Source organism: Fibrobacter sp., from assembly GCA_024398965.1.
In the GTDB taxonomy this organism is placed as follows: domain Bacteria; phylum Fibrobacterota; class Fibrobacteria; order Fibrobacterales; family Fibrobacteraceae; genus Fibrobacter.
Genome location: JAKSIF010000002.1, coordinates 154,616 through 178,508, shown reverse-complemented (window position 1 = coordinate 178,508; position 23,893 = coordinate 154,616). Strand labels below are relative to the sequence as shown.

Here is a 23,893-nt window from a genome sequence, read left to right as displayed (position 1 = left end):
GATCTAACAATTCCAAAAACATTTTACAATCGCCCTCGGTTAATGCCGAGGGCTTTTTTTGTGAGAAGTTGCATTCGTCAAAAAAATGTTTATATTCAAGATATGCGTGGGTTAGTTTTTACAATTCTTATTTCTTTGCTGGTCTGGGCTTGTGATTTACATGATGGTGGCTATGTGGATCTCCATGCGGTTACAAAGGCCGTGCATCGTCCATCGGTTTTGGAAGTTTCAGTAGACGTCTCTGGAAAATTAGACAGCGTCGCCGTGACATATAGCGACTGCTACCGCAATCGTGATATATCTGTTGTTGATTCCGTTGTGTTGTGCCCATCGAAAGTTCATCACGATGGAGACGATGTAGAAACCCATTGTCGTGACTTTTGGGGTCAATGTTCGGGACCATGGACTGCGAAAATTCCTTTGGATGAAGATCATCATTTGCGTTTTGACTTGCTGGACGAAGATGGCGTGACGAAATCCTACGATGTGGATATGACTCCTTATCTAAATGCCGTAGTCAAGGAAAATGAGTCTTTTAAAATTTCTACTTATGACGAGGGGGTTCGGTTAGATGCGTACGTGTGGGCGAATGATACGACGGTGTCTGATGATGGAAGCTTGTTGGAAACGTGCTTTGAATATAGTGTCGATAGTGTAGCCTATGACTCGTCCTATAAATGTTGCCAGGGAAGTGTTGGAAAAAAAGAATGGGATAAGTTTTGCAGCGATTATATAAATGAATCTGGTTATGGGGTGTATCTTTCGGGAGAAGAAATGTGCATGCAAACTCCAAGCAGGGAAACCTGTATATCCGATTCCGTTTCACTGGTGGTAAGTGAGTATCATCCTGTAAAAAATGGGAGCGTTCCTTGTAAGAAACTCTCGTTGGATCGTAAGGCGATTGTGGATGACTTGTGGATTGTGGATGATTATGTTCGTCGTTCTCAAGTAAAGGATTCGTTGGATGCCTTTTTCGATGAAGCTGTGGTTGGTTTTGCTTATAAGAAAGATTTTGTTTGGCTTGCAACCTACGGCATAGGTGAGCAAAGTTCCTTTGAAACGGATTCTATTGTTGTTCTCTTGAAGTATTCGGAAAAGTAATCCCTGTTCTCTTTATTTTACAATCGCTCTTGGCTAACCCCGAGGGCTTTTGTTATAATTATTCCAGAATGCCTGTTCTGTTGTTTTTATTAATGCTTTCGTTGAGTGCTTTCGCTGCCGAGGCTGCGACGGATTCGTCCGCCGTTCTGACTCCGTCGGAATCAACTGCAGCTGTTGTTGCGGTCGATGCATTGACGAATGATGAGGCAAAATCAGAGTCTCCTGCCACCAGGAACATCCCGCTCCCGCGACAGACTGCTTATACAGGCAAGGGCTTGTCCATCGGTATTGCCGGCGGAATATTTAACCCTACCGAAGAATGCGACTGCATGGGTGTTTGGCAGGCGCAGATGGAGTTCTTCTACACGGACTGGATCAGCGGAGGTATCGATGTCCGCTATTTCGGGGGAGACCTGGACGACGAGGTCATGATTATGTACCAGCGCTACCGCCTCAATGTCCGTTTGCACAAGGCCTGGGAAAAACTTGATTTGTTCATTGAACCTGTTTTTGGCTTGGAAAATTCCAGCATTTCTGAATTCCGTCATCAGGTAAAAAATCACACTAGTTCCTCTCCGAACCATCACGTTCATACGCCGAGCAGCTGGAACAATAACTTGGTCTGGTCTAACGACGACTTTGAAGAAGAGGAAGACCTGGACTCCCTTCGCGTTGAGATATCCGATTGCGAGAAGATGTTTTCCTTGGACGGTTTTTCTGTGGGTATCGGTGCCGGCATGGGTTATAGGCTAAGTCGCTTTTGGGGCGTAACGGGGAATGTTCTGTACGAGTACAACTTCTCCAGGGCGATGCAGCTGTCCCTGATCCCGGGAATTGCCTTTGATTTGCGAGAAATTGGTCATTGGGCTAAAAAAAGCCTGCTTTCCGCTTGGATTTCCCTGGAAATAGGTACCCAAAGGTACTTTAACCGAGGCGTAAATGAATGGGCTTCCTACGGAATTCTGGGCTTTCAGCTAGCTATTTAACCTAGGACTTGGCACCGAGGTTTGACGTTCTAGCCGTCCTTTTCTATATTTGAGCCACCGATTTATATCGGAACCCTCCCGGGGCCAATGGTGGTAACCTGGGCGATAGACCAAAGGGATCTCATTATGAGACAGTACGAAACTATGGTGATCATCGACGCTATGATCTCTGACGACGCCATCAAGGCCGAAATCGAGACCATCGCCGCTAACATCACTAAGGGCGGCGAAATTGTTCGTCGTGACGATTGGGGCAAGCGCAAGCTCGCTTATACTATCAACAAGCGCCAGCACGGCTTCTATGTAATCTTCTACTACAAGGCAGAAGTTGCAACTGTTGCCGCTATGGAAGCAGCTCTCAAGCTGAATGGTAACGTTCTCCGTTGGATGACCCTCGTTGATTATCCGATGAGCGAAATCGTTTACAATGCAGACATGGCTCAGTCTACCGAAGAAATCGTTCCGGTTGACGCAGAAGAAGGGGAGGCTGAATAATGGCTTTTGAAGATAAGAAGCAGGCAACCCGCATTCGTCGCAAGAAGACTTGCTGGTTCACCGAAAACAACGTTCAGTTCATCGACTACAAGGACGAAAAGACTCTCCGTCGTTTCATCTCTGAACGTGGCAAGATCATTCCTCGCCGTATCTCCGGCACCTCTGCTAAGTATCAGCGTATGCTGAACGAAGCTATCAAGCGTGCTCGTCAGATGGCCATTCTCCCGTTCGTTTCGGACAGCATTCGCTAATTGGAGGTACTAGACTATGGAAGTTATTCTTAAGGCTAACGTCCCTCATTTGGGTAAGATGCTCGACGTCGTGAAGGTTAAGAACGGTTATGCAAATAACTATCTCTTCCCGCGTAAGCTCGCTGTTCGTGCAACTAAGGAAGCTGTTGCTGAAATTGAAAACAATCGCGCTGCAGTTGAAGCCGCATTCCAGAAGGAATTGGCTGCTGCTGGTGACGTAGCTGCAAAGCTCTCTCAGGTTTCTGTTAACCTGGAACGTCGCGTTGTTGAAGGTGAACGTCTGTACGGTTCTGTATCCGCATCTGACATCGCCGATGCAATCACCAAGCAGGGCATCAAGGTGACCCGCGCTCAGGTTGCTTTGGCTGAACCCATCAAGCAGCTCGGTGTGTTCAACGTTACTATCAACGTCTTCAGCGACGTTGAAGCTACCGTTAAGGTTTGGGTTGTTGCTGAGAAGTAACGAGCCGAGAGTCGCAAAAACAAATTAGTTTGATTTTGTGACAAACCAAGCTTTCGAACCGCTCCAGTCCTAGGATTGGGGCGGTTCTTTTTTGTATTCTTGAAATTTGCTGCTTGTACATTTGCTATTTTATGCGTATGCGCAAATTTGCTTTTATTCCCTTTGTTAAAGTTGTGGCTTGTGCCGCCAGTTTGCTTGCTGTGCAATCCTTTGCTCAGCCCCGAGATTTGTTTGCTGAATTTGAAGAAGAAGCTGCTGCCGCAGATGTAGCAGCCGAAAAGGCTGCCGCTGAGAAGAAAGCTGCCGAAGAGAAGGCCGCTGCGGACAAGGCCGCCGCCGAGAAGAAGGCTGCTGAAGAGAAGGCCGCTGCGGACAAGGCCGCCGCTGAGAAGAAAGCTGCTGAAGAGAAAGCCGCTGCGGACAAGGCCGCCGCTGAGAAGAAGGCTGCCGAAGAGAAAGCCGCTGCGGACAAGGCTGCCGAAGAACAGGCCGCTGCCGAAAAGGCTGCAGAGGAAGAACAGAGGGCTGCTGCAGAACGTGCCGCTGCAGAAAAAAGAGCCGCCATGGAACGTTTTGCTAATGAATCTCAGCAGGCCCAGGTTCCTGAAAATGGTGAGCCGGTTCGTCCTCCTGTAGACTCCACCCAGCTTGATTCTATGAGCGCAGAAGAATCCTACCAGGAAGCGATGCGCGCTTATTCAAAGGCCGCCGAAGAACAGGAAGATCTGGCGGCAATTGCTCGTGACTCCGCTGCGATTGCTCAGATGGTTGCCGATTCTATTGCTCAGGCTCAGGAACAGGCTCGTCAGGATAGCATTGCCATGGCTGCGTCCAGCAGTTCCGCAACGGATGTTCCGTCCAGCAGTTCCATTAGCCGTCGAGATGTTCTTGGTCCCGTGAAGGTTTCCAAGGTAAATGGTATCGACGAAATGAAGGGCCGTTATAAGAATCCTCGCAAGGCGCTCTTCATGTCTTTGGTTGTTCCGGGTAGCGGTCAGCTCTATGTTGGTGGCTCCACTTTCACCAATGTTCGTGGTGGTGTTTACCTGGCTTTGGAAGCAGCCCTCTGGGGAGGCTGGTACTACTTCAGTGTCCACAAGTACAATGACCAGGTGGACAAGTATAAGGATTTCGCTCGCAAGCATTATTCCATCGGTCGTTATGAACAGGCAATGCGAGAACTGTTCAATGCGGATGCAGTCAACTACGAAGCCGAGTTCAGGAACCGTTATCTGGGTACTCGAGAATCCTTCTGCGAGGCTATCTACGGCGATGCCAGAAGCCGCGGTTGCTTTGACCGTTCCAAGCTTTACAACAACGATGAAGGCTTTATTAACGATTTTGTTCGCAAGCCTCAGGAACTGGGCAAGGAAGAAAAGGAAGTCCACTTCAAAGATGCCGACGAAGTTTATTCCTTCTTGGCAAACAACGCCTATGTTCTTGGTTGGGACGACGTGACTGATGCAACCTTGGTTACAAACCTTGGCTTGGAAGATCCTAATTCCAAGACCGAGATTCTTGGTAAGTCCGACAACCGTAGCGAATACCGTTCTCTGCGTAGCAAGGCTAATGATTATGCCGACATGCAGGCCTGGTTCTTTGGCGGCTTGATCTTGAACCATATCGTTTCTGCTGTAGACGCAGCCCTTACCGCAAATTCCCATAACAAGGCCCTTTACCAGGAAGACCTGTCCTGGTACGATCATCTTCATTTTGATAGTGGCGTGAACCTGTTCAATGGTTTTGGCGTAAACGTTCAGGCAAGCTGGGGATTCTAATGAAACTTTTTCTGGCACTATTGTTTGCAGTTGCTACCGCCTATTCTCAGGTGGTAGTTTCTGTGGATGAAAATGTGTCCAAGAATTCCGACAAGAACTGGCTTATTGCCCTGGGTTCCTCGGCCCTCTTGCCTGGTATGGGTGAACGTTATCTCGGCGAGCAGAAGTTTGTACGTCCTTTTGTATGGACAGACGTTGGGCTTTGGGTCACCGCTTTCGGTTCCTATTTTATCGGCGAACGTTACTTGACGTCTGCCCATAGCTATGCGGTGCGTCATGCGGGCCTGACCAGCGGCAGCAAGAAGGAATCTCTGTTGAATACTGTTGGCGATTACCGTAGTCGTGGTGGCGTTGATGGCCAGAATTCTTCGCCCGATATGGATGAAGATTACAATCAGGCAATGCTTCGTGCTGGTAAGACTATGGATGAAATCAACAAGGGCCTTAGCGAAGATATCCAGTGGGACTGGGGCAGTTCTGATAATCCGGAATCCACTGAGCACATGGATGAATACAAGAGCCGCTTGCGCCATTACCGTGTAAGTCGAATTGTATTCCAAGCTTCCATTGGAGCCCTGGTTTTGAACCGCGTGGTTTCAATGCTGAATACGGTTCGTGTATACAGAGCTACGTCTTCCAAGGCGTTTACCGAAAGGATGGATATCGTCCCTGAGTTCTATGAGGACGGTAGCGGTTTATTGCTTAATGTTAAGTTCTAGGGAGTGCAACGAATCTTTGGTCCTGGGAATCTAAATAGTATGAAATCTTTCTCTTCGCTTGCTTTCGTTGCTTTTCTTGTTTTTTGCTTTTCGTCTTTAAGTTTTGTTGCTTGTTCCTCTGATGCCCAGTCTGGTGAGGCCGGCAAGGGCGCTTCTGCAAGCCAGGGCAAAGCTCCTGGTGGAAAGGGTGGCCCCGGAGGTCGTGGGGCAAAGACCTTTGCTGTTGAAGGCTACATTGCGGAATCCCATGTGGCAAGTAAGAATTTCCAGACAATGGCCACGCTGGAAGCAATGAACAGCGTTGAACTGACTGCTGCAACCAATGGACGCTTGGTTCAGTTGATGGCTAAGGACGGAGCCAATGTTTCCAAAGGTGCGCTGCTTGCAAAAATTGATGATTCGGAACTGAAGGCTCAGTTAAAGCAGGCGGAGTCCAACCAGCAGTTGGCAAAACAGAAAATGGATCGAACCAAGGGATTGGTCGAAAAGAATGCTGCTACCCAAGCAGACCTTGAAGCCGCCGAGGCATCATTGAAGTCCGCTGATGCAAACATAGAATTGATCAAGGCTCAAATCGCAAAGACAGAAGTCCGTGCTCCTTTTAGTGGCAAGCTTGGTTTTGTGAATGTTTCCGTTGGTGCTTGGATGACTACAGGCACCTCCATTGCGACCCTTAGCGAAGTTAAGCAGTTGAAGGCCAAGTTTGCTTTGCCCCAGCGCTACGCTGCCAACATCAAGGTCGGTGATGCAATCCAATTGAGGGACGAGGAACGTAATATCGAAAAGACGGGAAAGGTGAAGGCTCTTGATGCTACCATTTCCGAAAGCAGCCGTACTCGCCAGATTATGATTCAGGTGGATAACTCCAAGGGCGAACTTATTGCTGGCGGTTATGCCAAGGTAAATGTGGATCTTTCCGATGCTGCTACTGGCCGTGCCAAGACGATCCCTGTTCCTGCGGAAGCATTGACGCTTGATAAGGATGGCGCCTATCTGTTTATTGCAAAAGAGGGTAAGGCCCAGATGGTCCGTGTAGAAACAGGCTTGCGTACTCCTATTGCCGTAGATGTGGTTAGTGGCCTTAACGAGGGTGATACTGTGATAACCTCTGGCTTGATCAGCATCCGTCAGGGAAGTTCCATTCGCATTCGCGAAATCCGTAACAATACCGATTACGAAGTAAACTAAGGCTTTGCCAATTACTAATTACAAGTTATGAATTACAAGAGAACGAGAATAGATGCTGTTGAAAAAATTGTTGATCTGTATAGGCGATTTCTCGTAATTCGTAATTCATAATTCATAACTGATAAAAATGAGTGTAGCAAACCTTTCTGTTCGACGTCCGGTTCTTATGACCGTTGTAGCCTTGGTGATTTTGTTGCTGGGCGCATTTGGTATGAGTAACTTGGGTATCCGCGAATACCCAAACGTTGACTACCCCTTGATTCAGGTTCGAACTTCCTATCCGGGCGCAAATGCCGCGGTGGTGGAAGCGGAAGTGACCGAGGTCTTGGAATCGTCCATCAACAGTGCGCCTGGCATTAAGGCCTTGACATCTACCAGCTCCGATGGTTCCTCCTACATCAGCGTGGAATTCGAAACCGGCATGGATTTGGAAGATGCCGCCAATGATATTCGAGACCGCGTTAGCCGCGTGCGCCGCCGCTTGCCCGATGATGTGGATGAGCCTACGGTGAACAAGAGCGACTCCGACTCCGACCCTATCTTGATGATTAGCTTGGTAAGTGACAAGCTTGATGCGATGGATGTTTCTGAGATTGCTCGCAATCATGTGAAGGAGCGTCTGCAGACTATTAACGGTGTTTCCGAGGTGATGATCTGGGGTGAAAAACAGCCCACGGTTCGTTTGTGGATCGATCCTATCCGCATGCAGGCTCTAGGCGTTACCGGCAGTGAAATGAGTGCGGCTCTCAGCAGGGGAAACCTTGAACTTCCGGCGGGTTCCATCGAAGGCTCCGAGACGACACTTTCCATTCGTACCCTTGGCCGCATTATGGATCCGGAGGCCTTTGGAAGGATTGCTGTAAAGACTGCTGCCGATGGTACCGTCATCCGCGTATCTGACGTTGCGAATATTCACTATGAACCGCTGGACACCCGCAAGGGTTTTAGGCGTAATGGCAAGAACACAGTGACCTGCGCCCTGGTGGCTCAGCCGGGTAGTAACCACGTGAATATTGCTGATGAATTCTACAAGCGTGTGGAAGATATTCGCCGTGAATTGCCCGAAGGCGTAGACATGCTTTATGGTCGCGATACGAGTATCAATATTCGCGCTTCCATCAAGGAAGTGGTGGAAACCATCTTTATCGCCTTCCTCCTTGTGATTGCCATTATCTTTGCCTTCTTGCGCGAGGGCCGAACCACCATTATTCCCATGGTGGTGGTGCCTGTGGCTGTAATCGGTAGTTTCTTTGTTCTGTACCTGTGTGGCTTTAGTATCAACGTGTTGACTCTTCTTGCCATGGTGCTGGCCATTGGCCTTGTGGTGGATGACGCTATCGTGATTGTGGAGAATATCTACGACAAGATTGAAAAGGGGATGACGCCGAAGCAGGCCGCAGTGGCGGGTACCAACGAAATCTTTTTTGCAGTGATTGCGACATCTGTTGTGTTGATGGCCGTGTTTGTTCCGGTGCTTGCCTTGGGCGGAACTACGGGTCTTCTCTTTCGAGAATTTGTTGCGGTGATGATTGGAACGGTTTTCCTTTCCACAAGTTGTGCCTTGACTCTTTCTCCTATGCTTTGCTCCAAGTTCCTGCGTCATCAGAAAAAAGGCCGTTTCTATAACTGGACTGAACCTTTCTTCAACTGGCTGAACCGTATTTATGCAGTACTTTTGGGCGGATTCCTGAAGCTGCGTTTCTTGCTGTTCCCGGTGGTGGCAGGCCTTTTGTTTGCAGCCTATTATTGCTTTAATGACATGAGTAGCGAAATGGCACCAACGGAAGATTCCGGCTCTGTCATGGTTAACGTGAACATGCCCGAAGGCGTTACCCTTACCCGAACCAAGCGCATGGCCGATGCTTTTGTAGATGAGGTCATGACTATTCTGGATAGTGGTGAATACAAGGAAGTGCAGGCTGGTGCCTGGAATGCGGGTAATTCCAGAATTCGTCTTTCCTTGAATGACGACAAGACGGCGCGCCGCCCTCAGAGCGTGATTGCCCACGAAATTCAGCTGCTGGGCAATGAATACCCGGATCTTCGAGTGATGGTGTTTGAACCCCAGAGCATCAGTACCCAGCGCGGTGGCCTTCCGGTTCAGTTTGTGTTGCAGGCGGGATCCATTGAAGTATTGCGTACTTTGGTGCCCAAGTTCATGGAAGAAGCTAGCAAGAGCCCTGTGTTCAGCGTGGTGAATACCAACTTGAAGTTTACCAAGCCGGAACTTCACATCGAGATTCTTCGCGACAAGGCTAATGAGGAAGGCGTTTCCGTTAACGATATAGCCCAGGCCATCCAGCTGTCTATCAGCGACAAGAGCTATGGGGAATACTACAAGGACGGACGTCAGTACGATGTGATTGGTGCCGTTGGTTACCAGTATAGGGCTACGCCTCAGAACCTGTCTTTGCTGACGGTAAAGAACCGAAAGGGCGAGGCCGTTAGTGTCGATAATTTCATTACCTATGTGGAACGCTCTGCGTCACCGTCGCTTCCGCGATATAACCGTTTTAGTGCTGCCACCATTCAGGCGGGCCTTGTTCCCGGAAAGACCATTGGTGATGGCGTGGAGGAAATGCGTCGCATTGCAAAGGAAGTGTTGAAGGAATATCCCAACGTAAGTACAACGTTGAGTGGTGCCTCCAAGGAGTTTGAGGAAAGTTCTTCCGGCTTGTATGTGGTGTTCCTGTTGGCGCTTGCTTTGATATTCCTGGTTCTTGCAGGACAGTTTGAAAGTTTCCGTGCACCGCTGGTGATTTTCTTTACCGTGCCCCTTGCATTGGCAGGTGCGCTGACTTGCTTGTATTTGACGGGTCAGACATTGAACATCTTCAGTGAGATTGCGTTAATCCTTTTGATTGCTCTGGTGACAAAGAATGGTATCTTGATTGTGGAATTTGCAAACCAGATTGCGGCTGCCACAGGATGTTCCAAGCTGGAAGCGGCTAGGCAAGCGGCGACACGCCGCTTCCGCCCAATCCTCATGACTAGTCTTTCAACAGTTTTGGGCGCAGTGCCGCTGATCGCCACCGGCACCCCTAGCCGCGTTGCCATGGGTATCGCCATTGCTGGCGGTCTTACCTTTGCTACCTTCATGACCTTGTTCATTGTGCCTGCAGCGTACAGCTACTTTGCAGGAAAAGTGGAGCATGTTGGCGGTACTGACGCAAGCAAGATGGCTTAAGTTTTTGGGTGTGCGTTTCGCTTTCGAAGCGAAGTGCTTGGGCTACCTGACGAGCTGGAAAACTTTTTCGCCCTTCAAACTCATGCCGTACTTAGTGCGAAGAATTTCTTCCTTATACAACGAATCATTCTTCAGTCGTTCTATCTCAATGTTGCGACTGTCAATAATCTTCTGCAGCGAATCAATCTGATGCTGATAAACGGCAATTTCCTTGGAGATACTTCTCTGCTGCTTAAGGCTGTTTTTGCCAAACAACAGCTGAGAAACAACCACTGCAATTGCAATGATTATAATCGCCAGTAAGAGAAAAAGTCGCTTATTCAAGTCAGTTGTTCCCGTTAAAGTAGAATTGGAAGTTGTCCCGTGTTTGGACCAAACCTGCAATCTCTAGCTCTGTTAATATAGCTAAAATGTTGCCAGTCTTAAAGTTAGATTCTTCTTGCAATTCAGAAAAATTCTTTCGGAACCCGCAGAACTGGTTGTAAAAGGCTTTAGCTTCTGGTGAAAGGTTGCATCCGGCTTTTTTTACGTCTTCGAAGCTGATGATGTGGCAGTCTGTTTTTTTGGAAAGTCCTGCCACAGCCCATAGGCTTTCGGGGGCGAATATGGGCTTGGCTTTCCCCTGTTCCAGGTACATGTTTGGACCGCTGGCAACTTCACTATCGTAGTCTCCTGGAACAGCTAGAAGAAGCTTTCCTTCCTGCAGGCAGTAATCCGCTGTAATCAGGGCGCCTCCTTTTATCTTGCTCTGGACAAGTACCGTGGCTTTGCTCATCCCGCTGATAATGCGGTTCCTGGCCGGGAACGTGCCCTTGTAGGATGGAAAATCGCCCTCGTACTCGGTAACCACCGCTCCACCCTCAGAAATGATTCTGCGGGCTAACTCGGCCTGGGATCCGGGAAGTCTTGCATCCAAGCCCTGGGCAATTACCGCCAACGTGGGAATGCCTGCGTCGAGAGCTGCCTGATGGCAGTAACTGTCGATGCCCTGGGCAAGCCCCGAGACCACGACGGCGTTTGTCCCCTTAAGGCTTTCAACAAGTTGCTTGCAAAGTTCCTGGGCGTTTCGACCTGGTCGCCTTGTGCCCACCATGGCGATACCGACGGCATCCTTGGGCGGCAAGGTTCCCCTATAGAATAATTGACGCGGTCGCAGCTTGGATTCCTTTAGCAGGAGGGGATAATCCTGTTCCAGGATTCTTGTGTCGCTTGCGTTGTTTGCGTTCGGCAAGTTTTCTGTCTTGAAAAAATCAAAAGCATTGTTGCAACTGTTTCTATCTTTTCCCATATGAAATATTCCTTTGACGATCTTGTTAAAATCATGGCTACCCTCCGCTCTCCGGAAGGCTGCCCCTGGGACAGGCAACAGACGCATCAGTCCTTGCTGCCCTATCTAGTCGAAGAATCCCACGAATACATCGATGCGGCTCAGGCGAACGATAAGGTTCACATGGCCGAAGAACTGGGAGATGTTCTCTTCCAGATTGTATTCCATTCTCAGGTCGCAAAGGAAAACGGGGATTTTGCCATTGACGACGTGGTGCAGGGAATCTGCGAAAAAATGATCCGTCGACACCCTCATGTGTTTGGCGACGTCAAGGTCGAGAATGAAAAGGACTTTCTCGATGTGAACAATCCTAACGGATTGCGCAGTCGCTGGGAGACCATCAAGGACGCGGAAAAAAACAATCTATCAATGGCTGGCAAGTCCGCTATGGATAAGGTTAGCAAGAGCATGCCTACGTTGGCCCGTGCCCAGGAGATTCAGCGTCGCGCCGCCAAGGTTGGGTTTGACTGGATCGAGGCTGAACCGGTGTTCAACAAGGCCGTAGAAGAATTTACTGAATTCCGTGCTGAAATGCAAGCAAGTTCCGAAGAAAATCGAAATATTGATCGCATGGAAGACGAGTTCGGCGATATCCTTTTCAGTTTGGTGAACGTGGCACGTCACTGCGGGTTCAATGCGGCTCTCGCCCTGGAACGCGCCAACAGCAAGTTCGAGAAACGTTTCCGCGTAGTGGAAGAGCTTGCCCGTGCCGAGGGCAAGGAAATGAAAGAAGAGACTCCGGAGCGCCTTCAGGAACTGTGGCGTGAGGCTAAGGCTCGTACAAAGGCGGCTGAATCCAAGTAGAAAAAGTTACGACTGCCAGGTCTTACTACAAGTTGGAACATCTCGTGTTGGAACAAGAAATTCGAAAATTCTTGTTCCATCTTTTGTATGGAGGGGTATATTAATATCGTGCTTCCAATCTATTCCTGGTTCTGGAGAGGGGATGCCTGATCGAACCGCGGGGTAGGAAAAGATAGGAAGCACACTTGTTCTCTTCTAATTCCACTGGGTTCCGCGAGCTTGTCTCGCGGAATCCTTTTTTATGGGAGGCCTTCGCGTTTGTTTGGTGTGTGGCGAAGACTCCTTGTGTTGTGTACGACGAAAAAGAATCCCCGCGATTGCTCGCGGGGATTCTTCAATCTCTAATTCAAGAGTGCTGAGCGATTAAGCTCTGGCGCCAGCCTTGTCGCCGTACTTCTTGATGAGTTCGTCCTGGATGTTGCGCGGAACCGGGAGGTACTTTGCAAATTCCATGGTGAATTCAGCCTTACCCTGAGTCATAGAACGCAGGTCAGTTGCGTAACCGAACATTTCAGACAGCGGAACTTCAGCGGTGATGGTGGTCATGCCCAGTTCTTCGTTAGTACCAACGATGGTACCACGACGCTGAGAAACGTTACCAACAACGGAACCCTGGAATTCGGTCGGGGTCTGGATTTCAACCTTCATGATCGGTTCGAGGATCTGTGCGCCAGCCTTAGCGAAGGCTTCACGGAATGCCATACGAGCTGCAACCTGGAAGGCCATATCGGAAGAGTCAACGGGGTGGAATGCACCATCCTGGACGTCCATTTCGATACCAACAACCGGGAAGCCGATCAAGGAACCAGCAGCCATGCAGCTTTGGAAGCCCTTATCGCAGGACGGAATGTATTCCTTAGGAATACGGCCGCCAACGACGGAGTTGATGAAGTTGTAAACCTTTTCGGAGTCGCCTTCCACAGCCATCGGACGCATTTCGCCGACGACCTTAGCGTACTGACCGCTACCACCGGTCTGCTTCTTGTGGGTGTAGTCGAACTTGGAAGCGCGGGTGATGGTTTCGCGGTATGCAACCTGCGGAGCACCAGTTTGAACGTCAACCTTGTATTCACGACGCATACGTTCGATGTAAACGTCGAGGTGAAGTTCGCCCATACCCTTGATGATGGTTTCGCCAGATTCCTTGTTCACTTCCACCTGGAAGGTCGGGTCTTCCTTGGTGAAGCGGTTCAGAGCCTTGGACATGTTGTCCAGGTCGTCACGGTTCTTAGCTTCGATCACAAGTTCGATAACCGGGTTAGGAACGTGCATGGAGGTCATGTTGAAGTTGTTCTTGCCATCGGTAAAGGTAGTACCGGATGCGCAGTCAATACCGAACAGAGCAACGATGTCGCCTGCACCAGCTTCGGTGATATCCACCATTTCGTCAGCGTGCATACGAACGAGACGGCCAACGGAAACCTTCTTGCCGGTGGAGATGTTGGTGATCATGTCACCCTTCTTGATAACACCCTGGTATACGCGGATGTAGGTCAACTGACCATAGCGGTCGTTCACCAGCTTGAATGCGTAGGAAACCATGGGAGCGTTGTCTTCGGACTTCAGAACAACTTCTTCTTCGTTGTTGTTCAGGTCGAGAGCCTTGTTTTCGACGTCGGTCGGGCAGGGGAGGTAGTCAACGACACCGTCGAGGAGCTTCTGGATACCAATGTTCTTATGAGCGGAACCCATGAACACCGGAGTAACTTCGAGGCTAATGCAAGCTTCGCGGATGGTCTTCTTGATGAGAGCCTTATCGATGTCATCAACACCGTACTTGCCTTCCATAGCAAGTTCCATGATTTCGTCGTTGTAGTCTGCGCAGCAGTCAACGAGCTTTTCACGGTATTCCTGAGCCTGGTCAGCCAGTTCAGCCGGGATTTCGGTTTCGCGCATGTCGTCACCGTTGTCGCCTTCGAAGTAGTAGGCCTTCATTTCAACCAGGTCAACCACGCCCTTCAGCTGGTCTTCGAGACCGATAGGAATCTGCATAACGCAGGGCTTGTGGTTCAGCTTTTCCTTGAGCATAACAGCAACGCGGAGCGGATTTGCACCGGAGCGGTCGCACTTGTTGACAAACACAACGCGAGGCACATGGTAGCGCTTCATCTGGCGGTCAACGGTAATAGACTGAGACTGAACGCCTTCCACGCCGGTAAGAACGAGGATAGCACCGTCAAGCACACGGAGAGAACGTTCAACTTCGATAGTGAAGTCCACGTGCCCCGGGGTATCGATGATGTTGATGGTGTCGGCTTCGCCAGACTTGGTGTGGGTCCAGCTTGCGAAGGTAGCAGCAGACTGAATGGTGATGCCGCGTTCGCGTTCGAGTTCCATGGAGTCCATCGTGGCACCGACGCCGTCCTTACCACGAACTTCGTGGATAGCGTGAATACGCTTGGTGTAGTAAAGGATACGTTCGGTAAGAGTGGTCTTACCGGAGTCGATGTGAGCAGAAATACCAATATTTCTGTGGGTAGTAATGTTTTTCATAGTTATTCCACAAATGGAGTTGATGTTTATTTGAGTTGCGCCCAAAGATAGAAAAAAATATGGGAGGTTCAAGGGCGGGGGGTGACAAGAGGGGTAAAACAACGGAAATCCGAGGAGTACTTCCCCGGATTTCGTGAAATTCGTTGAAATTTGGCTGTTTTAGCTGTTTTCAGGATCCGTTACAACCTCGGCATCCTTGACGTCTGGATCTTGGTTGGAAAGGGCCTTGAAGTAGGCTGCGGCGGTCTTGCCTACCTCGTTTGTGTCGTAGTAGGTATAAAGTCCGTTGCCAAGGGCTCCAATGGCAGGAATTGCTCTAATGGCGACCTTGCCCAGTAGCTTGGAGGATACCTGGATCCCTATTTTTGTCAGGATGGTCTTGAGGGCGGCGGCGGACAGCTTTTGGACGATGATGCGGCTTCCTGTTCTAACGGCCAGGTCCCTAAGCAGGGAGGCGGCGCTATGGCGGAACAGACACCAGATCATGGCTTCGCGGCTAAGCAGGGCCAGCTTGCCGTAGCTTGCAGCAATGTCGGACACCAGCTGGGCCTGGATACGCCAAACAGCGGCAATATCAGGAATGGACGTGAGGATGCCGGTGATGCCCGCTGGAATGGACAGGGTAGCGCTGACGGAGGATGCCTTGAGGGCGGCCTGCATGGTCAGTTTGCGGACCTTTTCGTCGGGATCCTCGGTTTTGTTGTGAAGGGAATCGGGAATATCCGTAATCAAATCAAGCAGAACGCTTGTTATGCGGTCTTTTAGCTTGTCTGTAGTACTCTTCTTGGAATCCTGGGAGTCGGAAACTTCCTGCCTTTCATCCAGCTGTTCGTTATTTTCACTCATACTAATAATATAACGAAAATTCCTAGGAAAAACTGTAAAATCCTAGAATAGGATCTTTGCAATGCCCCCTGCAAGGCCTGGAATATTGTAGCGAAGGGTTTTGTCGCCAAGCCAATAGTCGAGGGCTGTGTCGATCCATAGCCTTTCACAGGTGATTTTACGTATGACGATGTCGGTTCCATTGTCAGTATCGTCAAAGTAGTAGTAACCCCGGAACTTGATGGGGGCGATTTCCCCGTTGAGCAAGACGGTGGTGTCGATGGTTCCGTTTTCGGAATCGATGGAAATGGTCTGGACCTCGCCGAATTTTTTTACAAGTTCGTGGTTCCGGACGAATTTCTCCACCGCCTTGTCGCGAAAATTACTGAGCAGGGACATTAGCGAGGCAGGGTCAGGATTTCAATGCCGTCCTTGGTCTTTACCACAGTGTGTTCCCACTGGGCGCTCAAGGAACCGTCACGGGTGACTGCAGTCCAACCGTCGGCGAGGGTCTTGGTGCCGGGCTTGCCTGCGTTCAGCATGGGTTCGACGGTGAATACGTTGCCCACTTCGATGAACTGGGGGTATTCGTTGTTACGGAAGTGGAATACCAGCGGGTCTTCGTGGAATCCGCGGCCGATGCCATGACCACAGTAGTCCTGGACAACGCTAAAGCCGTGTTCGTCTGCAACGTCGTTGATTGTGTTGCCGATGTCGTACCAGCGGGCGCCCATTTCACCTGCGGCGCGAATGCCTTCTTCCATGGCGAACTTGGCGGTGTCGACCAGTTCCTGGGCGAGCTTGCTTACCTTGCCGACGCAGAACATGGCGGAGGTATCACCGTGGTAGCCTTGGAGAATGGTGGTAATGTCGATGTTGACAATATCACCTTCCTTGAGGATAGTCTTTGCGTTGGGGATGCCGTGGCAGACGACTTCGTTGATGCTGATGCAAGCGTAGCGGGGATAGCCATGATAACCCTTGCATGCGGAAATGCCCTTGTGTTGGCGAGTGTAGTCGCCGATGAATTCGTCAATTTCCAAGGTGCTGACACCAGGCTTGCACATTTCGCCTGCACGGAGCAGGGTTTCTGCTGCCAGGGCGCCTGCGTCGCGGATCAGCTCAATTTCTCTTGCGTTCTTTACTTTAATCTTAGCCATTGTATTTTGCGCCTCCGGCGCTTTTTTAATGGATAATTGACGATTGTCAACTATCCATTATCAATTGTTAATTTTTCTTCCAGATGTATCTGTCCAGCAGGTAGGCAAGAAGCATCTGCTGGTCTTCGGTTCCGTTAGCCAGTTCCTTGGCCAGGGGAATGAAGTGGCTGATGCGTTCCTTGGCCTTCTGGCCACCGAAATGCTTGCTAACTTCCTGCAGCTGCTTGAGGGTGCGTTCGCCAACCTTCTTGGCGATGGCTTCGTTGGTCAGCGGTTCCTGCTTGATGAAGTTGATGCCGAAGTCTGCGGCGGTCTTCTTGATTTCGATTTCCTCAACCGGTGTAACCAGGGAGATGCAGACGCCGCTACGGCCTGCACGGGCCGTACGTCCACTGCGGTGGACGTAGACTTCGTGGTCGTCCGGATGATCGTAGACGATAACGTGGGTTACGTGATCTACGTCGATACCGCGGGCTGCAACGTCTGTACAGATCAAGATACGCAGTTTCTTGTCGCGGAAGGCGTTCAATGTCTTTTCGCGGAGAGCCTGGCTTACGTCGCCACTGAGGGCTCCAACAACAAATCCGTAGCCGGAGAGCACCTGTTCCAGGTAGCTGACGTCGCACTTCTTGTTGCAGAAAATCATGCAGCTTTCGGGATTTTCGTATTCCAGAACCTTGATGGTCATGGAGTCCTTGTCCATGACGTCGCAGGGATACCAACGATGTTCCAGGTTGTTGGCGATAACCTTGTCGTAGCTGAGGGAGAGGAATTCTGCGGACGGGCGCTGGAATTCTCTGGCAAGGCTCTTCACGGTCTGGGGGATGGTGGCACTGAACATGGTGCAGGCCAGCTGCTTGGGAAGATACTTGCGGATCTTCTGCATGTCTGGATAGAAACCCATGGAAAGCATTTCGTCGGCTTCATCCAGGATCAGGTCGCGGATGTCCAGGAAGTCCACGTTACCGCGCTGCACATGGTCCATCAGGCGACCCGGAGTTGCAACGATGATATGAACGCCTTCCTTCAATGCCTTAAGCTGAGGCTCGTAGGATACGCCACCAAAGATGGCTACAGACTTGATGCCGGTTCCTGCAGAAAGTTTCTGCACTTCGTCCTGTACCTGGATGGCCAATTCGCGGGTGGGCACCAGGATCAAAGCCTGGGGGAACAGGTGGTCACGAACGATGACCTGCAAGAGGGGGAGAACATAAGCACCGGTCTTGCCCGAACCAGTCTTGGACTGTACCAGCATATCGCGGGCGGCAAGCATGTAGGGCATAGTCTTGCGCTGGACAGGCATCAGGTCGGTCCAGCCGTGGCTTGCGAGAATCGCCTTCTGTTCGGCGGGCAGCATGTCGAAAGTGTAATCGGGGAGCTTGTTCTTGGGCTCAATAATATTGACGGGAGTCAAAAACGGATTGACAGTTTCTTGCTTATTAACGATTTCTTCTTTAACTTCTTGATTCTGAATATCACTCATAATGAGCGCAAATCTAGAAAAAGTGCCGGTCCTCGGCAAAGTTAGTTGGCCAAACTCCAATGGTATTCAAGGCCAAAACTTATGAACCAGTCAATGGTGGAAGCGCCGATGGTTGTTGGCTCGGAGGCTGCATCAGGAGAGGGATCGGAATAGACGCTCTTGCCTCGGCTTGAAATACCTGTACGGACGCTGACGCCATAGTGGTCTGCAAATACGAATTGGCTTCCAAAGCCAAATAGGGCGCCCTTGTATGCGTCTTCAAACTTGATTCGTGATTCGTATGCCCTGGAAGGTTTCTTTACATCACTTTTCAGTTCAATATCTTCAGAGTAGAAACTGTATTGGAATCCAAGGAATGCAAAGAGGTTTATATCCATCCACTTGATTGGATTGTAGGACCTGGAAAACATAACGTTCAAGCCGATTTCGTGCTGGGCGAATTCCCAATGGTCCAATTCCTTGTAAACCGTATCGCTTTCGTCTGTTTTCATCTTGTGATTGGCGTAGCGGTAGAAAATTTCGCCGCCGATAAAGCCGTACCAGGTACCGCCTGCGTACAAAGTAAACAGCGGGCCGGAATCGTCAAGGAAGTTCCAAAGGCTAACGGAATCCTTGGTGATGCGGTAGTTGCGAACTTGGCTCCTTACGTGGCTGCGATACCAGTTGTCGGGAGTCAGGGGAATTTGGGCCTGTGCGTAGCCAGCAGAGACGCCTGCCCATGCTCTAAAGTTGGGCACTTCTTTATAGAAATCGTCCGGTTCTGTAAGTTTCTTGGCTCGTTCTTCCTTGCTTAAGCGGCGAGTTGTATTTCTGTCGAAGAAGGTGCTGGCGATGTCGTCACCAAGGGCGATTTTATCAGCCTTCTTTGGAAGGGTTCCTCCGGCTTTGGGTTCGGACGAAGTTTCGTCAAAGATGGCGAGCTGAAGCGTGCTGCCTTTGTCAGCCATGAACAAGACGATCTTGTCTTCTAGAGCTTGAATCTTGGCTCCCATGGCAGGGTGTCTGGCCTTGAGATAGGAGGCGGGCAGCCCTGGTTCCATATTGTTGGATAGCCAGGATGCGTAGCGGATGGCGACAGAGTCTCGTTCCCATTCACCTACGATGCGGCACTTGGGTTCGCCTGCGCCGGAGTTGTTTCGCTTAATGGAAAGACAGAATTCCTTAGGGTCAATGGGAAGTTCCTTGTCTGTGGTCCAGATAAGGATGTCCGCATCACGCCAAAAAGTCCACTTGGAATCAAAGTAGACGTCCTTGCCGAGAGCATAGCTTACCGCAATGGATAGGATCAGGAATACTAGGGAGCGAAAATTCATTTTGCCCCCAAGTACAGGTTGCTGCGAATCTGTCGAACGGTTTCACGAACCAAGGTTTCCAGGTCGGCGATGGTCATGTTGACTATCGGATGCTGGATTTCGTCAACGGCACTAAACAGAGGGCGCTGTTTCAAATTGTCCCACAAGGTGTAGGACACAATTGCGCTAATGTTCTTTACGGCGGTGCGTTCCTTGCTCTCGTTATGAATGAGGGCGTAGTCAAAGTAGTCTTCTCGCTTCAGGTCTGTTCCAACGATGACTTCGTGAACCAGAAGAATCATTGCGGGGATGTTGCCTGCGCTATCCTTGACGACAATGCCTTGTTCTGGAAGGCGACCTTTCATGAAAATGCGGTCGTCCAGTTTCTGACTCTCTTCAGGAAAACCACTTAGGGCCTTGTCCGATAGAATGTTCAGGTTTGCGTAACCGCCCTTGAGTTCATCAAGCATAACCTGGGCGCAGAAAGCTGTACCCTTGATTTGAATGCTGTCGGAACCAAAGTCTAGGCGCTTGGCGAACCATCCGGTTCTAGTCAGAACGAATGCGTTTTGAACCCCTGCTACGGCAAGATCTCCATAGGGCGCCTTGCTGTAGGCTGGATGTTTCTTGCTCCATTGATAACTTTGGCTGCACCCAACAAGAGCGCAAGCCAAGATAGCTACCATCAGAACAAGAACATTTTTCATTTCAATTAACAGTTAACAATGAACAATGAACAATGGTTATAAAGGCACTTCGTGCTCATTTACTTAGCGCCTTTGGCGCGACTATTAAAATTGTTCATTGCTCTCTGTTCATTATTCATTGTAAATCAAAGATTGAAATCTTTGATTTACTTAGCGCCCCACTGTTCGCGATAGGCGTACACCTTTTCCAAGATGCCTTCGGGAGCGTTGATTGCCTTGCGGTTTTCTTCCTTTTCCAGGAAGGCGATAATGTCGTTGATGTTCACGATGGAGTGGGCTTCGATGCCGTATTCATCCTGGACGGTCTGCAAGGCGGATTTGCCGTTGTCCAACTTTTCCTTACGGTCCACAGAAATCAAGAGGCCGATGACATTGGCATTCTCGATGTTCTTGAGAATCTGCAGGGTTTCGTTCACGGAAGTACCAGCGGTAATCACGTCTTCAATGATCACCACATTGGTCTTTTCGGCGTACTTGTAACCTACCAGAGATCCGCCTTCGCCGTGGTCCTTGACTTCCTTACGGTTGTAGGTGAAGGTCAGGTTCTTGGCGTATACATCGGAAAGCTTCATGGCGGTAGCTGCACACAGGGGAATGCCCTTGTAGGCGGGACCATAAAGGTTGGTTGCCTTGCCGTCAAAATGTTCCACGAATGCTGCTGCGTAGAATTCTGCCAGCTTGGAAAGGGATGCTCCGGTACGGAATTCTCCAGTGTTGATGAAGTACGGAGTATTACGGCCGCTCTTGGTAACGAAGTCACCAAACTTCAGAGCTCCAGATTCAACGAGGAAGTTAACGAAAGCGTCAGTCTTAGTCATTATAAAACTCTTTGGTTATAAGTGTTTATACAGAGCCCTTTAGGCGTTGGCACCGGTAAGCATTGCGAGGATACTTGCGAATACTCCGGTCTGTTCAGTCAATACCTCGGCGGCAATAAGAATTCCAAAGACTACGACGCAAAGGGCAATGTAGATGTAGAAGGACTTCTTGAAGCCTTTGATCTTCAGCTTGAAAATGAGCCATACGACAACGCTGAATATGGCGCTGAATACCCATGCTGCCATGGCGCCCAGGCTGACACCGGGAATCATGTTGATGGCATAAGTCAGGGCGATGCCGGGAGCGAAGAAGAAGCAAATGCAAAGCACTGCGAGAAGAGCGAAACCCACGTAGTGGGAGAAGCCCCTTTCCTTCTGAACGATAACCTGAGGTTTGGCGTCAACGGGTGCTTCCGGGGATGCTGCAGGAACTTCTTGAGAGGCTACGTTTTCTGCAGAGGATTCCTGTGCAGGAGTAACAGCTTCCGCAGTATTGTTGTTTTCGGCTGTGGGAACAACCTGGGGCTGTTCTTCGTTCTTGATTTCTTCAGACATGAGTACTCCTTACAGAATAAAGGTTCTGCCGGCTACGACAAATACACGATGTTCAAGCCAAAGTTTAAGAGCCTGGGAAAGGGTGCGCTTTTCGATATCCTTACCCAGTTCCACCAGTTCATCAATGCTGGCTGTTTCAGGAACTCGCTGGATATCCTGGGCGATGATAGGACCCTGGTCCAAGTCTTCTGTGGCGAAGTGGGCTGTTGCACCGATAATCTTCACACCCTTGTTCCATGCCTGGTGGTAGGGCTTTGCGCCCTTGAATGCCGGGAGGAAGCCGTGGTGGATGTTGATGATGCGGTACTTGAATTCTTCGGTGAATGCTGCAGAAAGAATCTGCATATAGCGGGCGAGAACCACAGTGTCGGTCTTGGTTTCTTCGATGATTTCGCGGAAACGGTTTTCCGGGATGTTCTTATCCGGATTGGACGGAACATAGTAGAAGGGAACGCCGAAGGATCCGCCGACTCCGGCGAGGTCCGTGTGGTTGCCGACGATGCAGCTGAATTCGCAGGGCAGATCGCCGTCGCGCTTTTTCAGGAGCAGATCGTAAAGGCAGTGGTCTGTCTTGGACACGAAAATTGCGACGCGTTCGGTTTTGGAGGTGTCGAACAATTTCCAGTTCAGCTGGAGATGCCCTTCCAGGGTTTCCAAGTGCTTGCGGACTTCTTCGATATTTTCGGGTTCAGCCTCGAAAACAGCTCGGAGGAAGAAAGTCTCGATATCCTTGGCGGTGTGCTGTTGCAAGTCCACAATGTTGGCGCCTGCTTTGGCGAGAACTTGGGTGGTACCTGCGATAAGGCCCTTTTGGTCAGGGCAATGAATCTGCAAAATGTAACGTGTTGTAGCCATATCCTAAAAATAAAAAAATTGAAGGGTGCGTATTCTTTTTTGAGGGCGAAAAAATGACGAAATTGCCCCTTGTAATGGTTACAACAGAATGAAAATTTGTTAACAAAAAATGAGTTTCCAAAAAGCATAAAATAAACTAACTTTAAAGAATCGTATTAAAATACAGAAATGAGAAGGACAATGAAAATTAAAACTATTCTCGCTGTGATTTCATGTCTTGCCGCTGTGGAAACTTTTGCAGCTCCGCCCAAGACCTGGGACGCCATCTATAACGCCGAAGGGGAAGGCGATTACGCATCTGCAAAGATCGAAGGCGACATCCGTTTTGGCAAGTACACTCACTATAAGGCCGTGCAGCCGGTTTCCTTCAAGGTTAAGGACGGCATGTTTGAATTTTCCGTAGCCGGAAATATGACTGTGCTCGCAGACAAGATTGAAAAGGAACATTTCTACGAATCTTGTAAGCAGACTGCTGAAGCTTGGATTTCTTACTTCAACAAGCCTCGTACCTTTACCGTGGGCAAAGGTAAGAATGCCGAAACTACCGAACAGATTATCAATATCGCTGGCGTCGACCTGGCTTGTGGCAATGAACTCTTTGCCGTTGGCGATTTGAGAATCAAGTTTGCTAACGAGGCTGCTCAGGCTGCCTGGGTCAAGGAAATCGAAGGTCGCGAAAAGTTCCGTCGTGAAAAGCTGGTGGAATTCCGCCAGGCCGAGCAGGAACATAGGGCCTCTCTTCGCGAAGTATCCGGTGTGTTTACCGATCCTCGTGATGGACAGACATATCGTACCATTAAGGTTGAAGGTCGTGAGTGGTTTGCTCAGAACGTAAACTTTGAGGTGGAAGGTCATTCCTGGTGCTACGATGACAAGGAATCCTACTGCGCCCGCGGTGGTCGTCTTTATGACCTTGAAGGCGCTCGCAAGGCTTGCCCCAAGGGTTGGCACTTGCCCCGTGACCGAGAATGGATGGATATGCTCGTTGGCATTACCCATTGCTACGACGGTGTTGACAAGTGCGAAGCCTTTGCCAAGAAGATGAAGGCTACCACAGGTTGGCAGGGCGGTGGCGGCACCGATGAATACGGTTTCTCCATCTTCTCCTCCGGCTATCGTAAGCTGATTGGCAAGTCCACTGTCCGCTACGAAGACATGGGTGAATACGCCGGCTTCTGGTCTGCACAGAATGGCCGTAACGAAACTATTTGGATTTGGGCAATGGGTCGTATGAGCGACCAGATGGTTCGTCAGCTGGTTCCCAGCAAGACCAATGCTTATTCCGTTCGTTGCATCGATGGTGACTAGTATTGAGCTATGAGCCTTGAGCCATGAGCTCGCAACCTACGGTTGCTATGAGAAAAAAGAACCGCGATTTAATCGCGGTTCTTTTTTGTTTAGAAACG

At 49.9% G+C, this 23,893-nt stretch carries 23 protein-coding genes; 11 read left to right on the top strand and 12 right to left on the bottom strand.

The genetic code is table 11. The features are described 5' to 3' along the window. Positions 1-60 precede the first annotated feature (60 nt). The 9 genes from MJZ26_01675 to MJZ26_01635 all read left to right on the top strand — a co-directional run bounded on the left by MJZ26_01675 (position 61) and on the right by MJZ26_01635 (position 10,168). Entirely contained in the window at positions 61-1,101 is a 1,041-nt protein-coding gene (locus MJZ26_01675) for a hypothetical protein (protein ID MCQ2104477.1), read from the top strand. 92 nt (positions 1,102-1,193) lie between these two features. Then, positions 1,194-2,087, top strand: coding sequence for a hypothetical protein (locus MJZ26_01670; protein MCQ2104476.1), 894 nt, complete (start codon positions 1,194-1,196; stop codon positions 2,085-2,087). Positions 2,088-2,213: 126 nt separating this feature from the next. Next, positions 2,214-2,582: a 30S ribosomal protein S6 gene (gene rpsF, locus MJZ26_01665; GenBank protein MCQ2104475.1), complete on the top strand. Its 369-nt coding sequence runs from the start codon at positions 2,214-2,216 to the stop codon at positions 2,580-2,582. Then, entirely contained in the window at positions 2,582-2,833 is a 252-nt protein-coding gene (gene rpsR / locus MJZ26_01660) for a 30S ribosomal protein S18 (protein MCQ2104474.1), read from the top strand. Before rpsF ends, rpsR begins: the two co-directional genes overlap by 1 nt. 16 nt (positions 2,834-2,849) lie before the next feature. Further along, a complete protein-coding gene (rplI, locus tag MJZ26_01655; protein ID MCQ2104473.1) occupies positions 2,850-3,296 on the top strand; it encodes a 50S ribosomal protein L9 in 447 nt (148 codons plus the stop codon). A 137-nt stretch (positions 3,297-3,433) separates the two neighbouring features. Next, positions 3,434-5,074, top strand: a complete 1,641-nt coding sequence (locus MJZ26_01650) for a hypothetical protein (GenBank protein MCQ2104472.1) — start codon at positions 3,434-3,436, stop codon at positions 5,072-5,074. Then, positions 5,074-5,793, top strand: a complete 720-nt coding sequence (locus MJZ26_01645) for a hypothetical protein (protein ID MCQ2104471.1) — start codon at positions 5,074-5,076, stop codon at positions 5,791-5,793. The genes MJZ26_01650 and MJZ26_01645 overlap by 1 nt, the downstream gene beginning before the upstream one ends. A gap of 39 nt (positions 5,794-5,832) precedes the next feature. Next, positions 5,833-6,981, top strand: coding sequence for an efflux RND transporter periplasmic adaptor subunit (locus tag MJZ26_01640; GenBank protein ID MCQ2104470.1), 1,149 nt, complete (start codon positions 5,833-5,835; stop codon positions 6,979-6,981). 127 nt (positions 6,982-7,108) lie between these two features. Continuing rightward, entirely contained in the window at positions 7,109-10,168 is a 3,060-nt protein-coding gene (locus MJZ26_01635; protein MCQ2104469.1) for an efflux RND transporter permease subunit, read from the top strand. A 42-nt stretch (positions 10,169-10,210) separates the two neighbouring features. On the opposite strand, the gene MJZ26_01630 is transcribed toward MJZ26_01635, so the two are convergent. Then, on the bottom strand, positions 10,211-10,441 hold the full coding sequence (locus MJZ26_01630; protein MCQ2104468.1) for a septum formation initiator family protein: 231 nt from the start codon (positions 10,439-10,441) through the stop codon (positions 10,211-10,213). 52 nt (positions 10,442-10,493) lie between these two features. Next, positions 10,494-11,456, bottom strand: a complete 963-nt coding sequence (locus MJZ26_01625) for a DNA-protecting protein DprA (GenBank protein ID MCQ2104467.1) — start codon at positions 11,454-11,456, stop codon at positions 10,494-10,496. Between MJZ26_01625 and mazG the strand changes: the two genes are divergently transcribed. Further along, complete coding sequence (gene mazG / locus MJZ26_01620) at positions 11,457-12,299, top strand: nucleoside triphosphate pyrophosphohydrolase (protein ID MCQ2104466.1); 843 nt, start codon at positions 11,457-11,459, stop codon at positions 12,297-12,299. Between the two features lie 363 nt (positions 12,300-12,662). On the opposite strand, the gene fusA is transcribed toward mazG, so the two are convergent. The 10 genes from fusA to purU form a co-directional block, all read right to left on the bottom strand. Next, the gene (gene fusA / locus MJZ26_01615) at positions 12,663-14,792 is read right to left on the bottom strand and encodes an elongation factor G (protein ID MCQ2104465.1); all 2,130 of its coding nucleotides are present in this window, start codon (positions 14,790-14,792) and stop codon (positions 12,663-12,665) included. 159 nt (positions 14,793-14,951) lie between these two features. Next, positions 14,952-15,638, bottom strand: a complete 687-nt coding sequence (locus tag MJZ26_01610) for an EcsC family protein (protein MCQ2104464.1) — start codon at positions 15,636-15,638, stop codon at positions 14,952-14,954. Between the two features lie 42 nt (positions 15,639-15,680). Further along, positions 15,681-16,016, bottom strand: a complete 336-nt coding sequence (locus MJZ26_01605) for a hypothetical protein (protein ID MCQ2104463.1) — start codon at positions 16,014-16,016, stop codon at positions 15,681-15,683. After that, on the bottom strand, positions 16,016-16,777 hold the full coding sequence (map, locus tag MJZ26_01600; protein ID MCQ2104462.1) for a type I methionyl aminopeptidase: 762 nt from the start codon (positions 16,775-16,777) through the stop codon (positions 16,016-16,018). The genes MJZ26_01605 and map overlap by 1 nt, the downstream gene beginning before the upstream one ends. 67 nt (positions 16,778-16,844) lie before the next feature. Then, positions 16,845-18,260 carry a DEAD/DEAH box helicase gene (locus tag MJZ26_01595; GenBank protein MCQ2104461.1) on the bottom strand — a complete coding sequence of 472 codons (1,416 nt, stop codon included), beginning with the start codon at positions 18,258-18,260 and terminating at the stop codon, positions 16,845-16,847. 41 nt (positions 18,261-18,301) lie between these two features. After that, positions 18,302-19,573, bottom strand: coding sequence for a hypothetical protein (locus MJZ26_01590; GenBank protein MCQ2104460.1), 1,272 nt, complete (start codon positions 19,571-19,573; stop codon positions 18,302-18,304). Then, positions 19,570-20,259 (bottom strand): hypothetical protein, encoded by a 690-nt coding sequence (locus MJZ26_01585; protein ID MCQ2104459.1) that lies wholly within the window; start codon positions 20,257-20,259, stop codon positions 19,570-19,572. Before MJZ26_01585 ends, MJZ26_01590 begins: the two co-directional genes overlap by 4 nt. Positions 20,260-20,405: 146 nt before the next feature. Beyond that, entirely contained in the window at positions 20,406-21,077 is a 672-nt protein-coding gene (gene pyrE / locus MJZ26_01580) for an orotate phosphoribosyltransferase (GenBank protein ID MCQ2104458.1), read from the bottom strand. 39 nt (positions 21,078-21,116) lie between these two features. After that, on the bottom strand, positions 21,117-21,632 hold the full coding sequence (locus MJZ26_01575) for a hypothetical protein (GenBank protein ID MCQ2104457.1): 516 nt from the start codon (positions 21,630-21,632) through the stop codon (positions 21,117-21,119). 9 nt (positions 21,633-21,641) lie between these two features. Next, positions 21,642-22,487, bottom strand: a complete 846-nt coding sequence (purU, locus tag MJZ26_01570) for a formyltetrahydrofolate deformylase (GenBank protein MCQ2104456.1) — start codon at positions 22,485-22,487, stop codon at positions 21,642-21,644. Positions 22,488-22,667: 180 nt separating this feature from the next. On the opposite strand from purU, the gene MJZ26_01565 reads away from it, so the two are divergent. Further along, on the top strand, positions 22,668-23,795 hold the full coding sequence (locus tag MJZ26_01565; GenBank protein ID MCQ2104455.1) for a fibrobacter succinogenes major paralogous domain-containing protein: 1,128 nt from the start codon (positions 22,668-22,670) through the stop codon (positions 23,793-23,795). Positions 23,796-23,893 lie beyond the last annotated feature (98 nt).